10 protein-coding genes and 1 pseudogene are annotated in these 14005 nt (G+C 60.2%); 6 read left to right on the forward strand and 5 right to left on the reverse strand.

Features of this window, described 5'->3' with window-relative positions; translation table 11 throughout:
* Positions 1-210: 210 nt before the first annotated feature.
* Positions 211-3327 carry a PAS domain-containing protein gene (locus FHX09_RS21540; RefSeq protein WP_210301574.1) on the forward strand — a complete coding sequence of 1039 codons (3117 nt, stop codon included), beginning with the start codon at positions 211-213 and terminating at the stop codon, positions 3325-3327.
* Here FHX09_RS21540 and FHX09_RS21545 read toward each other — a convergent pair.
* Entirely contained in the window at positions 3308-3700 is a 393-nt protein-coding gene (locus tag FHX09_RS21545) for a response regulator (RefSeq protein WP_132593285.1), read from the reverse strand. The genes FHX09_RS21540 and FHX09_RS21545 overlap by 20 nt on opposite strands.
* Positions 3701-4235: 535 nt before the next feature.
* Here FHX09_RS21545 and FHX09_RS21550 point away from each other — a divergent pair.
* From FHX09_RS21550 to FHX09_RS21565, 4 genes are all read left to right on the forward strand, one after another.
* On the forward strand, positions 4236-4790 hold the full coding sequence (locus FHX09_RS21550) for an AraC family transcriptional regulator (protein ID WP_165933172.1): 555 nt from the start codon (positions 4236-4238) through the stop codon (positions 4788-4790).
* Positions 4791-4947: 157 nt separating this feature from the next.
* The gene (locus FHX09_RS21555; RefSeq protein WP_132593289.1) at positions 4948-6030 is read left to right on the forward strand and encodes an efflux RND transporter periplasmic adaptor subunit; all 1083 of its coding nucleotides are present in this window, start codon (positions 4948-4950) and stop codon (positions 6028-6030) included.
* Entirely contained in the window at positions 6030-8369 is a 2340-nt protein-coding gene (locus FHX09_RS21560) for an ABC transporter permease (protein WP_184450604.1), read from the forward strand. The genes FHX09_RS21555 and FHX09_RS21560 overlap by 1 nt, the downstream gene beginning before the upstream one ends.
* On the forward strand, positions 8359-9381 hold the full coding sequence (locus FHX09_RS21565) for a biotin/lipoyl-binding protein (RefSeq protein WP_183722600.1): 1023 nt from the start codon (positions 8359-8361) through the stop codon (positions 9379-9381). Before FHX09_RS21560 ends, FHX09_RS21565 begins: the two co-directional genes overlap by 11 nt.
* Positions 9382-9520: 139 nt before the next feature.
* Here the strand turns inward: FHX09_RS21565 and FHX09_RS30015 are convergent, their stop codons facing one another.
* The gene (locus FHX09_RS30015) at positions 9521-9793 is read right to left on the reverse strand and encodes a CHAD domain-containing protein (protein ID WP_246699481.1); all 273 of its coding nucleotides are present in this window, start codon (positions 9791-9793) and stop codon (positions 9521-9523) included.
* 51 nt (positions 9794-9844) lie between these two features.
* On the opposite strand from FHX09_RS30015, the pseudogene FHX09_RS21575 reads away from it, so the two are divergent.
* A pseudogene (locus FHX09_RS21575) lies at positions 9845-10340 on the forward strand (ATP-binding cassette domain-containing protein); the annotation flags it as partial.
* Positions 10341-10603: 263 nt separating this feature from the next.
* On the opposite strand, the gene FHX09_RS21580 reads toward FHX09_RS21575, so the two are convergent.
* From FHX09_RS21580 to FHX09_RS21590, 3 genes are all read right to left on the reverse strand, one after another.
* A complete protein-coding gene (locus tag FHX09_RS21580) occupies positions 10604-11170 on the reverse strand; it encodes an acyloxyacyl hydrolase (protein WP_183722598.1) in 567 nt (188 codons plus the stop codon).
* Between the two features lie 1180 nt (positions 11171-12350).
* A complete protein-coding gene (locus FHX09_RS21585; RefSeq protein ID WP_184450605.1) occupies positions 12351-12551 on the reverse strand; it encodes a hypothetical protein in 201 nt (66 codons plus the stop codon).
* Between the two features lie 680 nt (positions 12552-13231).
* On the reverse strand, positions 13232-13990 hold the full coding sequence (locus FHX09_RS21590; protein WP_183721553.1) for a sulfite exporter TauE/SafE family protein: 759 nt from the start codon (positions 13988-13990) through the stop codon (positions 13232-13234).
* Positions 13991-14005 lie beyond the last annotated feature (15 nt).

The raw sequence follows: 14005 nt of genomic DNA on the forward strand, positions 1-14005 counted from the left end.
CGGTCGACCTTAAGGTTAAAAGGGCTGGAGCTGCTCGGCGCCAGGTGCCTTCTGCGTCGGGCAGATTGATCGAGGAGCGGCAGGCGTTCGTCGGTTCAGCCAATGTTGCTGTGGCAGACTATGCGACACGCCAAGCCTTGCTTCACGTAGATCTGGAATCGTCAAAACGAGGTCGAAAGCACATGGTTCGTCTCGTACACAGGGGATAAGATGGTCGCTCGAACCTGTAGTTCGGCCATGGAGCGGCCTGTGTCAGAGGACGGTGAGGGAGCTGAGGAGGCACTCGTCAGCGGCGAGCAAGAGCTTCGCCTGTTGGTGGATACGATTCCGGCGCTTGTGTGGAGTGCCGGGCCCGAGGGCAATATCGAATACGTCAACCAGCGTTTGCTTGAGTATCTTGGAGCAACACTCGGCGAAATTACCGGCGATGGATGGATGGAAACAGTCCATCCGGACGACGTCGCGTTCAAGACGCACACCTGGCTAAGGAACCTGGAGTCTGGAACGCCTCACGATGTAGTTTGCAGATTTCGGGGAGCGGACGGCCGATATCGGTGGTTCGTCGTAAACGGAGCACCGTTGAAGGCGAGCGACGGCCGTGTGCTGCGCTGGTACGGCGTTCTGATCGACATTGATGATCGAACAAAAGCGGAGGAGGCGCTTCGGGAGAGCGAGTATAAGCTCCGTCAAATCATCGACACGGTACCCGGCCTCATCTGGTCAACTGGTCCCGACGGTGAACCGACCCATGTCAGCCAGCGCCTCCTGGACTACAGCGGCATGCGATTGGAGGATTTCAAGCATGTTGGTTGGGAAGCCTTCGTGCACCCTGACGACGTTCCAGAAACCGCAAAGGCTTTCGATCACGCAATTCAGACGGGAACGTCGTACCGGGGCGTGCTGCGGCTGCGCCGGGCGGACGGCGAATTTCGTTGGCACCATGCTCGCTGCGAGCCTTTGCGCGATCGGCAGGGGCGCATCATCCAGTGGTATGGCCTGTCTTTTGACATCGATGAGGGCAAGAAGACCGAAGAATGGCCGAGGTTCGTGACGCAGCTGCAATCCATTCTCAATGTGCTTCCGGCCTATACCTGGTACGGAACTCCATCCGGCAGCCTCACCTTCGTGAACAAACGACAAGGGGATTTCCTTGGTGTTCCGAAAGATCATCCCCTACGTTTCGGCATCGACATTGGGGCGCAGTGGGACGACTGGATCCCCCTGTTGCATCCGGACGACCACGAAGAAGCACGCAGATACTGGTCAAATCTGCTGCGCAGTGGCGAGGGCGGAGAGCATGATTATCGAGTCCGTGACGCTCAAGGAAACTACCGCTGGTTTCTCACCCATGCCGAGCCGCTCCGGGCAAGCGATGGAACCCTGCTACTATGGATCGGGACGACCCTGGATATCGAAGAGCTCAAGTGCACAGAGCAAGCTCTGCGGGAAAGCGAATACCGGCTCCGGCAAATCATCGACACGGTGCCCGGCCTCATCTGGTCAACCGGCCCCGACGGTGAACCGACCCATGCCAATCAGCGCCTGTTGGACTACACTGGCACGCGACTTGAGGATTTCAAGAACCGCAAGTGGGAGCGATTCCTGCATCCGGACGACTTGCCAGACTTTATAAAGACCATCGATCACGCAATTCAGACCGGAACATCCTGCGAGGCAGTGTACCGTCTACGTCAGTCGAACGGCGGATATTTTTGGCACCACGCTCGCATTGAGCCGCTGCGCGATCCACAGGGGCAGATCATTCAGTGGTACGGCCTGTCTGTTGACGTCGATCAAGGCAAGAAGTCCGAAGACCGACTACGCCATAGCGAGGCCTATTTGGCCGAAGCGCAACGGCTCAGTCACACCGGTTCGGCAGCCTACAATAACACAGCGCTTCTTTATTGGTCGGATGAGACTTATCGAATTCTGGAGTTTGATCCACGCAACGGCCTCCCGAGCCGCGACGCTGTGGAACAAAGGATCCACCCTGGCGACCGAGAACGGGTGCGCGAGGAGGCCCGGCGAGCGGTGGAGCAGAAGAGAGACTATAAACTCGAGTACCGAATTGAACTGCCCGCGGGAAACATCAAATACATCGAAATGACCGCTCATCCGAAGTTCTCAGCGAATGGAGAACTTCTGGAGGTGGTCAGTACACTTCTCGATGTGACGGAACGCAAGCGCGCCGAGCAAGCTTTGCGCGAAAGTGAGGGGAAGTTCCGCGACTACGCCGAAAGTGCCTCCGATTGGTTTTGGGAAATCGGTCCAGACTATAGGTTCACGCTGCTGACGGGAAACGCGTTTGGCTCAGACACGGCTGATCGGCTCGGCAAGACGTGCTGGGATCGCGCCCTCGATCTTGAAACGGAACCGGAGAAATGGCTGCATCTCCAGGCAAGTCTCGATTCACGCAAACCGTTCCGTGACTTTGTATATTGCTCCGATCGCCATAACGGCTCTCCCATGTATGTGAAGGCCAGCGGCAAGCCAGTGTTTGATGCCAACGGAGAATTCCGTGGTTATCGCGGCACCGGCACCGACGTGACCGCCCTGATGCGCGCGCAAGCGGAGCGTGAGAGGCTGCGCGAGCTGGAGTCGGAACTCGCGCACATGAACCGCCTGAGCGTGATGGGAGAACTAACCGCCTCGCTGGCCCACGAAATCACGCAACCGATAGCCGCGGCGCGTAACAATGCCCGTGCGGCCACACACTTTCTGGACCGAAATCCGCCGGATCTGGGTGAAATCCGAGAAGCGCTCGCCTGTATCGTCGACGATGCGGACCGAGCCAGAGATATCATCGACCGTATCCGTGATCACATCAAAAAGGCGCCTCCTCGGAAGTCTCGTTTCGATCTGAACAAGGCGATCGATGAAGTGATTGGATTGGCGCGAAGCGCAATCACCACGAATGGAATCTCGGTCCGAACGCGCCTGGCGGAGGCACTGCTTCCCATTGAGGGCGATCGGGTTCAACTGCAACAAGTCGTGCTGAACCTGATCCTGAACGCGGTCGAAGCCATGAGCACGATCGAGGCCGGGTCACGGGAGTTGTTTATCAGCACCGAAGAAAGCCAGACTGGTGGCGTCCTCGTCTCCGTGCGCGATTCAGGACCCGGCATCGATCCCGATCATGTCGATCGCGTCTTCCAGGCCTTCTACACCACGAAGTCGAGCGGGGTAGGGATGGGACTGTCGATCTCCCGGTCGATCATCGATGCCCACGGCGGCCGGCTATGGGCAGACCCGGATGTTTCGCCCGGGGCCGTACTTCGGTTCTCCTTGCCCGGCGGTGACAGGGAAGTTACGAATTCCAGCCGCTAGGCGCGCCGGGCTGCAGAGCCGCACGAAGACACCGTATTAGATGCAGCTCATCAAACGGCTTGCGAAGATAACAAATGACCCCGCCGTTCAAGGCGCGGGTGTGGTCAACGTCGTCGGGGTAGGCAGTCACGAGGATCGTCGGGATCGCGTGACCCGCCTCGATGAGGTGCTCATGGAGCTCGAGCCCGGTCATCTCTGGCATATGGACGTCAGCGATCAGGCAGGCGGTTTCGGCGAGACGAGGCGACGCGAGGAAATCGGCTGCCGACGGAAACGTTGCGACGTCGTAGCCAAGCGATCTCATGAGCCGCCTCATGGATTCGCGAAAGAACTGATCGTCCTCGACGACTGAGACCAACGACGCCTTCGGCATATGTGCTCCGGCAGTGCGCACAAACTGCGACGCGAGCGCGCCGACGACACCGGCGCACCCGGATGCGAATAGGGTTAGCCTGCGCCCAAAAGTAGTGCCGGAGCAATACCACTTGCCTGTAAACTTTGGCTTATGTCTAGGCGCGAATTCCCCGCTGCGCGGCAGGATGCTCAGGGGATATCGGCATCGCTGAAGCGACGGTGAAGGTACACCGCGCCGTCTGATGCCAAAGATGAACGCCCATTCGCTTTTCGCGCTCGGCCAATGGCCGAAAAACTGCAACTCGTACCCGAGGAGCTGCAACACTGCTGAGGACAAGCCGCACGAGCAATGGCGGTTACACAGGCTTTCGATCGACAGCCCTTCCGCGTGTAATCCAAAGTTTAGTCAAGCTAGACCAACGTGCCGGCTCGCGCCACCTGAGTGCAATAGATCGCGGCATCCCAAATCATCAAATTGCACCTCAAGACGGCTTTCGTTGAGAGCCGGCACACCAAGTTCGTCGGCTGGTACGACATATTTGTTGAGGTACGATATGGAAAGCCCGTATGGCGAGGTTGCAGACGTTTCAGCTCCAATCGATCTCGAGTTCGGCCCCCTGGCAAACAGCCTGGTATTGCTCCTTGAAGCGGCCAAAACCGAGATCGAGCATGACCAGGAGGCGGCAAGGATCTCATTGGCCACTGCGTCGTCCATACTCCAGTCGGAGATCGAGCGCCGTTCACGCGGCGAGGGCTCCGGAACGGGTGGATTGGCGGGTTGGCAGGTGGCGCGTGTCCGATCCTACATTGACAGAAACCTGCATCGGACCATTCACGCAAGTGATTTGAGTGCCGTTGCGCGGCGAAGCACGTCGCACTTCTCACGCTCGTTCAAACAAGCGTTCGGAGAGCCGCCGCATGCTTACATCGTAAGGCGGCGCCTTGAGGAAGCCTGTCATCTGATGCTGACAAGTTCAGTTTCGTTGAGCGAGATTGCTTTGAGCGTGGGGTTTTCTGATCAGGCACATCTGTGCAAGCTGTTCAGGCAGGCCTTTGGCCAAAGCCCGTCGATGTGGCGGCGCGAGCGCGAGACGTCGTGGCGCGGTTGATCCAGACAGGGGAGCGTGTTGTGCTCATATTTCGGCGATCTGACAGGCAGCGTGGGAAGGGCGATCTGGGACTACCACGACCTGCTGAATTGAGATCGGCTGGCCCAGGGAAACATGCTATGGACAGGGCGCGTTGCGTATCGCGGAGGGCGTTGCCATGAGTGAGCTGTTGCAGTCTCCCAATGACGGATCTGATGTCATCGAGGAAGCACCTGGAGGCTCCCGGCATGCCACAGGCGGCGGCGCGCCTGGCCCTCGCACCTCCCGAGCCGCTGCGCTCATCGTCATCCTGACGGTTGCGATGATCGTCGGCCTTTCTTTATGGTATCTCGTCCAGCCGCAACCGCTGCTTGTTCAAGGCGAGTCGGACGCGACGCGCATCGACATCGCAGCCCGCGTCGACGGACGCGTCGGCCAGCGTCCGGTGGCGCGGGGCGACAATGTTGCGGCCGGCCAGGTACTGGTGACGATCGACAACCCGCAGATCTTCAGCAAGCTGAAAGAGGCGCAAGCCCAAAAGGCGGTCGCCGTCGCCGATCTCGCCCGCATCGATGCTGGAGTCCGCGAAGAGGTGGTCGCGCAGCGCAAGGCGGCGATCGCCTCGGCCGAGGCCAATCTGGCGCTGGCGCAGCAGACCTATAATCGCACCAACGAATTGACCACCAAGGGCATAGCGGCCATCCAGACGCTCAACGAGGCGACCGCGTCCCTCGACGTCGCCAGACGCAGTCTCGAGCAGGCAAAGCTCGCCTATGACGAAGCTGTCACCGGCTACACCAAGGAGGAGCGCGGCATTGCCCAGGCCAATGTTGACAAGGCGGCGGCGGCTGTGACGACGCTGAACACCCAGGTCAACGAAATGACCGTAAGGGCGCCGGTTGGGGGCCAAGTCTATCAAATCGGCGCCGAGCTCGGCGAATACGTCTCGCCAGGCGTACCGCTCCTCTCCCTGGTCGACCTCAGCGATGTCTGGTTGAGCTTCGATCTCCGGGAAGACCTCGTCAAAGGCCTGAAGGTCGGCGACAAGCTCGAGGTTCGCATTCCGGCGCTCGGCGACCGGATGGTTCCGATCGAGGTCAGGACAATCGCGACGCGCGGCGAATATTCCGGCTGGCGCGCGACCCGCGCGACCGGCGACTTCGACCTTCGAACCTTTGAGGTGCGCGCCTATCCGACCGTGAAGATCCCCGAGCTTCGCCCCGGCATGAGCGCCTATCTGCAATGGAGCGGAGGGCGTTGATGCCGTCGCCCGTTTCACCCGGCCTGCTCTGCGTCGCCACCCGCGAGGTGATCTGGATCTGGCGCGACCGGGTGGCGCTGTTGCTTGTGGTGGCGATCCCGCTGATTGCCTTTTTGATCCTGACGGCGACCTTCAGCAATGCGGTCGTTCGCAATCTGCGCGTCGATGTCGTCGACTTGGATCGTTCCGACACGTCGCTGCATTTCATCCAGACCATCGACGCGGCTCCATCCGTGGCCGTGGCGCGCCGTTCGTCTGATCTCGACGGCGCGATGCATTCGATCCGCTCGGGCGCTGCAATTGCTGCTGTCTACATCCCGCAAGACTTCGAACGTGACATCCTTGCTGCCAAGCGCCCGCAGATCGTGATCTTCTACAACAAGCAGTATTTCTCGCCCGGCAATATCGCCTCCGGCGGGCTGCAGTCGTCGATCGCGGCTGCGGCCGCGACCTTACCCAAACCGCCCGGCAGGAGCACCGAGTTTGCGCCGGGCTCGCTGGTGACCGAACAATATGTGCTGACCAATCCCGCCCTCAATTACGTCCAGTTCCTGCTCAGGGCGATACTGCCCACGGTGCTCCATGTTCTTACCGCGGTTGCCGGAGGTTACGCGGTGGGCTCCGAGTTCGGTTCGCGCAGCGTGCGCGAATGGCTTGCCGCAGCCGGCGGCAGCCCGCTCACAGCGTTGGTCGGCAAGCTTGCTCCCTACTTCGGGGTGTTCATTTTGCTGATGGTCGTCGGCCTCGGTATCATCCACGGGCTCAACCAGATTCCTTTCCGGGGCGATGCCATTTTGATGGGCGCCTCCGCCATCCTGCTGGTCATCGCCTATCTGTCGCTCGGAGCGCTGCTGCAGCTTCTGGTGAGGAACCTGCCGCTCGGGCTGTCGCTGACCGGCGTGATCTGCTCGCCCTCATTCGGGTTTGCCGGCGTCGGCTTTCCGGTTCTGGCGATGGGCGGGTTTGCACGTCTCTGGGGGGATATGCTGCCGCTGCGCTGGTATATCCAGATCCTGTTCGACCAGGCCGCCCGCGGCGTGCCTACTCATGATTCGGTAAGGCCTTTCATCGCGCTCGCGGCACTCGCCGTCGCCTGCTTCGGTCTGTCCTGGCTGAGACTGACCGTCATCGCCCGCAGCCCTGCCAAAGCGGCAAAGCAGGCGGCTCCGCTGGCGGCAGCACCACCGGGGATCGTCGGGGCATTTTCCGCTGAATACAAACGCGTGCTCGGCGACAGCGCCGTCTTCGGCCTCATCGTGCTCGCCCCCATCATCTACGGCCTGCTCTATCCCCAGCCTTACCTGGGGCAGCTCGTCCGCAAGATCCCGGTCGCGGTGGTCGATGACGATTTTTCCAATCTCAGCCGGACTTTTATACAAATGCTCGACACCGACGAAGCAACGCAGGTGTCCGCCCGTCCGAGCACGCTTGAAGCGGCGCAGACAGCGCTCGCCCGGCGGGAAGTGTTCGGTATCGTCGGCATTCCGGCAGGGACAGAACGCGAGGTGCTGAAGGGGGCAAGCGCTCGACTGCCGATCTATGTCGATTCCACCTATTTCCTGCTCTATAACAGGACCCTTCAGGGCATTACGGAGGCGGCGGCGACCGTTACTGCAGATCTTGCGGCCGGCAGTGCGCGTTCTGACGGCAGTCTGCGCCGGGCGGCGCTCATTAGAAGTTCACCTGTCGAAATCCTCAATCAACCGCTCTTCAATCCGACTGGCGGCTATGCCAGCTATGTTGTGCCGGCGGCCTTTATTCTCATCTTGCAGCAGACGTTGCTGATGGGCTCGGCCACGCTCGGCGGCGTTGCCTTCGAACGAGGCGGACATCAGGCGCGGCACAGCCGCGGCCGACCGATCGCGGTGCTCGGCCAGGCACTCGCGCATCTGCTGCTAGTTCTACCCGGCTTTGCGCTTTACCTGATCATCCTGCCGCACGTTTACGGATTCTCGACCAACGGGCGATTCCTGGACATGCTGGTGCTTGCCATTCCCTTCATCCTGTCGGTGAGTTTCCTCGGACAATTCGTCGGCTCGTGGTTCGAGCGCCGCGAGACGGCGGTGCTGCTCTTTATCGCGATCAGCCTGCCCTTGTTTTTCCAGGTAGGCGTCGCCTGGCCACTGGAGGCGATGCCCAACGCAATCCGAATTGCAAGCCAGGTGTTGCCAAGCACCGCAGCTATCGACGGCCTGGTGCGCGTCAATCAGATGGGAGCCTCGCTGACGGATGTGTGGAGCAACTGGCAGAGGCTGTGGACGCTGGCAATCGTATACGCGGCACTCGCTATCATGTCGGCGTGGTGGTCAGGCTTGCGGGGAGGGAACGATGACGACTAGCGCGGTCGACTTTCTTACATCACGGATCAGGACACTTTCCCTGGCGCTGTCTGTCGTCGTGATGGCAACGGGTGGGGGTGCCGCGACCTTAGCCGGTGTCACAAGCAACGCGGGCGACGTTGTCCCAGGCATGGTCCAGCGCACGGAAATCCGCATCGCGCCGGAAGTTGGTGGACGGCTCTTGAATGTTGCCGTCCATTCGGGCCAGCGTATCAGGAAAGGCGATCTCCTCGCGACCCTGGACAGCCCGGAACTGGCCGCAGCGCTCGGGCAGGCGAAGGCCGCCGCCGCCAGTGCCAAGGCCGACCGGGATCATGTCTATGTCGGCGTCCGCATGGAAGAAGTCGCCATCGCCGAACAGTCGGTGAAGACCGCCGAGGCAAACCTGCTGCTCGCGCAGCAACAGAATACCCGTGCCGCTGCGCTGGCTGCCAAGGGTTCCGGCAGCCGGCAATTGGTCGACGACACCACGGCTCAGCTCGGCAAGGCACAAGCCGATCTCGACCTGAAGCGCGCGCAACTGGCGGCAGCAAGCGCCGGGCCGACGAAGGAGGAACTGGCGCTCGCCGACGCCAAAGTGGCAGCCGCGCAAGCGGCCGTGGACGAGGCCCAGATCGCGCTGGACAAGACAATGTTGAAGGCGCCCGTCGATGCTACCGTCCTGATCCAGGTGGCAGAGCTGGGCGAGGCTCTTTCACCGGGCAAGCCGGTGTTGACGATCGAGCCTGACGGCGAGCGATGGATCGCGTTCACGCTGCGGGAGGACGCGCTTGGGGACATGGCCGTAGGCAAGACCGTCACGCTGCGTGCCAACGACGGACGCAGCATCGGAGCCCGCATCAGCGAACTTAGGCCGCTCGGCGAGTTTGCCACCTGGCGGGCCGCCAGAGCGGTCGGCGATCACGATCTCAACACCTTCTGGGTGCGGCTCGATCCGCTAGCCGGCGATCAGGACTTGGAGCCTGGCATGACGATCTGGCTGCCTGAAGTAGTAGACGGTGGTTCACGATAACGCGACTGGATGCGACATACGCGACCAATGCGATCGTGACGCGTGTTTATCGCGCTGCGCACATCCGGTCGTTTGCGGTCGTCGCCGCATTGAGGCCATTCGTTGAGGTCGAGCGCGAGCGCCCCAGCACGGGACGAATTCAGCGCCCCGATCGCATCGTCGAACGCCCCTGGCGGGCGTCCTTCAACTTGAACCGCAGGTCGGCGTCCTTCGCCTTCGCGAGCAGCACGTCGATGTTTCGGGCATCGCCGAGCACGCCGGCCAGCCAGCCCATTTCGCCGTTCAACCGCCGAGGTTCTTCGCCCGACAGGCTCGGCTTGAATAGAGCGAATGCCGAGCGCAATCGCCGGGAGCGCCACTCGCGCCTAATGCCGTGTTTCGGGCGTACTGCGACGCAGAAGGACGTCCTCATTGAGCCGAAACTGCCGGAAGCACGACAAGGCGATCGTCTGGAAGGCGGCCGAAGGACATCAGCCTGACGGTGAAGAAAGGGGCGCGCATGGTCGTCTGCGGCCCTTCCGGTTCCGGAAAGTCGACCCTCATGCGCTGCTACACCCGGCTTGAAGCGCACCAGCAGGGGGAGATCATCGTCAACGGCATCACGCTGCACGACAGGATGCGCAAAGTCGCCGAGGTGCGCAAGCATGTCGGCATGGCATTCCAGCACTTCAACCTGTTTCCGCACATGACGGTGCTGATGAACTGCATGGTCGGGTCTATGTGGATCAAGGGTGTGCCGGTTGCCGAGGCCAAGAAGACCCGCGCTGCGGTTTCTGGAGGGTGTCCGCATTCCGGAGCAGGCCGACAAATACCCAATCCAGCTATCCCAGCAGCAGCGCGTGGCGATTGCCCGTAGTCTTTGCATGGAGCCGGCAGTCATGCTTTTCGACGAGCCGACCTCGGCACTTGATCCGGAGATGGTTTCGGAGGTTCTCGACACCATGACCAGGCTATCGCGCTTTCGGTGCGGCTCGACAAGCGTTTACCGATGGTCCGGGGTGACCGGATCCAACTTCAGCAGGTCGCGGTAAACGCCGAAAGGATCTGTACCCGGCGGTTTTGCAAAAGCTACCAGATCGAAAAGTGCGAAGAGCGCCGACTACTCATTCTATTCGCAGACTTCGCCACGGCAGCCGAACTGATCCATAGCGTAACTCGGGTTTCACGCTGGAGGGACTGACGCCGAGTTTTTCTTCCGCTCCAACTGCGAGAAACCCGATCGTCAGAACTTGTATCCCACTTGGAGACCCGCACGCGTCATGCCGTTGTTGGGGCCTTCGCACAGGTTCGCATGCGAGGAATGCGCGACTTGCGCAATCAGGTTCCAATGCTGGCTGAAGCGATATCCAGCGCCGAGATACTCGCGGAAAAGGAACCGGCAACCGAGATCTGGACCATCATTGTTTCCCTCGAGTTCGCCGTTGTGCCAAACACCACCAAAGCCCGCTTCAGCAAAGAGCTTCTCGTTGAAGTTCGCCGTCCACGAAAAGCCCGCATAAACCTGAGTTGCCTGGCCCGATGTCCCGATCGACGTTCCAAGATTGATGCGGGGGCGGGCAAGCTGCTGTCTCCAGCCGGTAGCGGCGTCCTGTCCGAAAGGATCGAAGAAAACCGACACTTCTGGAAATACGCCGTCTTCATGCTCGCCACCGTTCTGGACCGATGCGGAAGCACCAAAGCGCAACTCGTCGAAAATCTGTTCACCCGCATAGACGGGCGTCACCGAAAGACATGCCGCGGCGGTCAAGAGGGCAGCTGTCGAGCGGGCCGCAACAGTTTGAGATTTCATCGTCACGTCCTTCGTCCGAATCAAAAAGCGATCCACAAGGGATTTGAGGGCAGAGGATTCGTTTGGTAAAGCGCCTTTTTCGCTGCGTGTTTGTCCGCCGGCTGGGGAAAATAAGACTCAGTCGTACCAACCCAACCGTTGCGAGGTTTTCCGCTCGACGCTAGTCTTACTGAAATTCTTGTAATGGCGGTCCTTGGCGACATTTGATTTGCTTTATGTCCGTTCACTTCCATGAGCACTCTGCACGCACCTCGTTCCGAATACATTGAGCGATTCCGGATCCGTCCGGTGTCCGATTTTTAGTGTTTGCTTTCGAGGGCTGCCATGAAGGTTGTCTCTACTGGCCATAAGGGCGATGGCGCCTTCATCAGGTATATTGTCTCCGATCTATTTCCCTCTCGCCACCATCAAATGCGATGGACCGGTCGCGTCCCGATCACAGGCCGCGCGCAATTTCGCACGCTTGCTTGATCTCAATCAAGCCGTTTCGCGATGGCGTACATTCTCGGAAGCACTTGTTTCGGGAAACGACGCATACGAGCTCGACTTCGGCAAGTGCGGCCTGACATATGGTGTGAGAGGAAGCGCTTACGACCCGGGGGATCGGGCGGAAAAAGAGCCTAGCGCCTGCCGTGCTTCCGCCCCGATAGTCGGCTTTTGCACAGTGTTGTTCTTGATCGTTCGGCCGACAACGGTTAAGCCCCGGCGATGCGAAATCTAAACCGAAACAGATTGCTGGTCGTGGTGTTTATCCTATGTCTGGCCATCGGGTTTGCCGAAATCGCGATGTCGGCGGCGATCTATTTCGGGTGGTCGCCTTAAAAGCTCGGGCATGAGGTAGATAAGATGAGGCGCGCACCGCGGCATTAAGGTGAGGCGTTCGAGGAGGCATGCGGTCGGTGCGATTACCGAGGGGGTGCACTGGGTGCGTTCACCTATACGAAGGACACCAGCGAACGAGCTTGAGGTGTGAGGGTACATCTGCTCCAACTCGCAATGATTGCCGAATCCTATCCGGAAAAGGGCGATCAGAAGACGGCTTGGTTTTCCTTTGAAGAAGCTGCCGCTATGGCGAGCCAACCGGGCTTGCGGGCGATCCTACGAAAGCTGCAGCTCCCCTAGAACAAATCGATCAAGCGTCGGTTACGGTTTTGCATCGGGCCCTTAGCGCAACTCTTCGTCAGGCGCTCGCTGGAACCAGTTCCTTGGGGCTTTTGTCGGCATGTGCGATCAGCGCGTAGAACGCGGCCCTGATGATTCCTTTTTTGGACGCCTCCGGATGTGCTTTGCGGACAGCGGCCATCAGCTTCTTCGGAGTGACGTCGGATCGCACGTCGCGCAGGATGTCTTCGCCAAGTTCCTTGAGGTCATGTTCCTTCATCGACGACTTCCATGGTTAGAGGCGGCGGGACGCCCGGTGGCCGGCTAGTCCTTCGTCGCGATCCACATGGGGTAACCGGAGGCGATGTCAAAAAGAAGGCCCACAGCGGTGCGGGCCAATGAAGGGGAAAACAGGACGCGAGGGGTGTTCTCGCAGCGGCATTTAAGTGAATTCTTATGAAGCTCGTGTGACAAGGACTTCTCCGGGGGCAGGGGTGATCCCGACTAGGCCGCGTAACGTGCGGCAACTCAAGAAACCGTGGCGAACGCCTAGCGTGCTTTTCAAACCGAGACCCGCCCTAACTGAGAGATTCTTCCTGAAGGGGTACAAGGGAGACCTCGGTTGTCGTTGTGGAACCCTCGCTCATCTGAAAATTCCGAGATGTGTGGGGAAGCAGGTCACTCATGCGATAACTTGCGCGACGAGATGAACCTTCGCGCTGTGCAGCGCAGTCAATGACGCCCGCCGTTGTGCGAACGGCAAACCCGACTGCGGATCAGGTGGTTCCGAACGGAAGTGGGCGAGGGCGTCGCGCCAACATGATGGCAGCTCGATTGACGGGGCCGTTGTCATGCGCGACTCCTATCACCAGTGTAGACCTCGGAAAATCCAGCGGAACCGGCAAGCATTCTTATCGCCAATGGCACAATCCGAGAAAGCCTGCCTTGGCAAGTTGGTGGTCATGCGAGGTATCCCGAAATGCCGTCCCACAGCAGTTTCACCGCGGTCACGACCAGCAGCCCGTAGCAGATGCGGTAGATCTGACGCTGGTCAAGGACACCGTGGAGCCGCCAACCGAGTGACACGCCCGTGGGAACGGCGAGCAGACAGATCGCCATCAGTTCCCACAAACCGGCTGTAGGATTTACCAGCAACAGCCAGGGAACCGCCTTGGTCGCGTTACCGACAGTAAAGAAGAGGCTAGTCGTGCCCGCGTAGATGTCCTTGGTGAGGCCGAGGGGCAGGAGATACATCGCGAGAGGCGGCCCGCCGGAATGCGCGACCATGGTCGTGATGCCAGACGTCAGGCCGGCGGCGACCGCCTTGGGCGTCGAACGCCGACGGGTCGTTACCTCACCGCCGTTCATCAGCCACAGGCCGACAAAGATCAGCGTGATCGCAGCCATCAGGATCGCGATTACGCGGTGGTCGAGGACCCGAAACAGCAGGTAGCCGAACCCGATGCCGAGCAGGAGGCCCGGCAACAGAAGCACCAGATCCGGCTTCGACCATGTCGAGCGCCTGAAGTAGCGCAGAGCGTATAGATCCATTGCGATGAACAAGGGAGCGAGGAGTCCTCCGGCCGTGACGGGATCCATCACAAGCGATAGAAGAGGGATCCCGATAATGGCGAAGCCGCCGCCGAACGCTCCCTTGAGGAAGCAGATCAGGAACACGCCGGCGAAGGCGACGAGGATCGTGGTAGCTGTCAGTTCCATGTGACCTTCCTCGAA

It is taken from the genome of Rhizobium sp. BK538, from assembly GCF_014197575.1.
GTDB lineage: Bacteria > Pseudomonadota > Alphaproteobacteria > Rhizobiales > Rhizobiaceae > Rhizobium.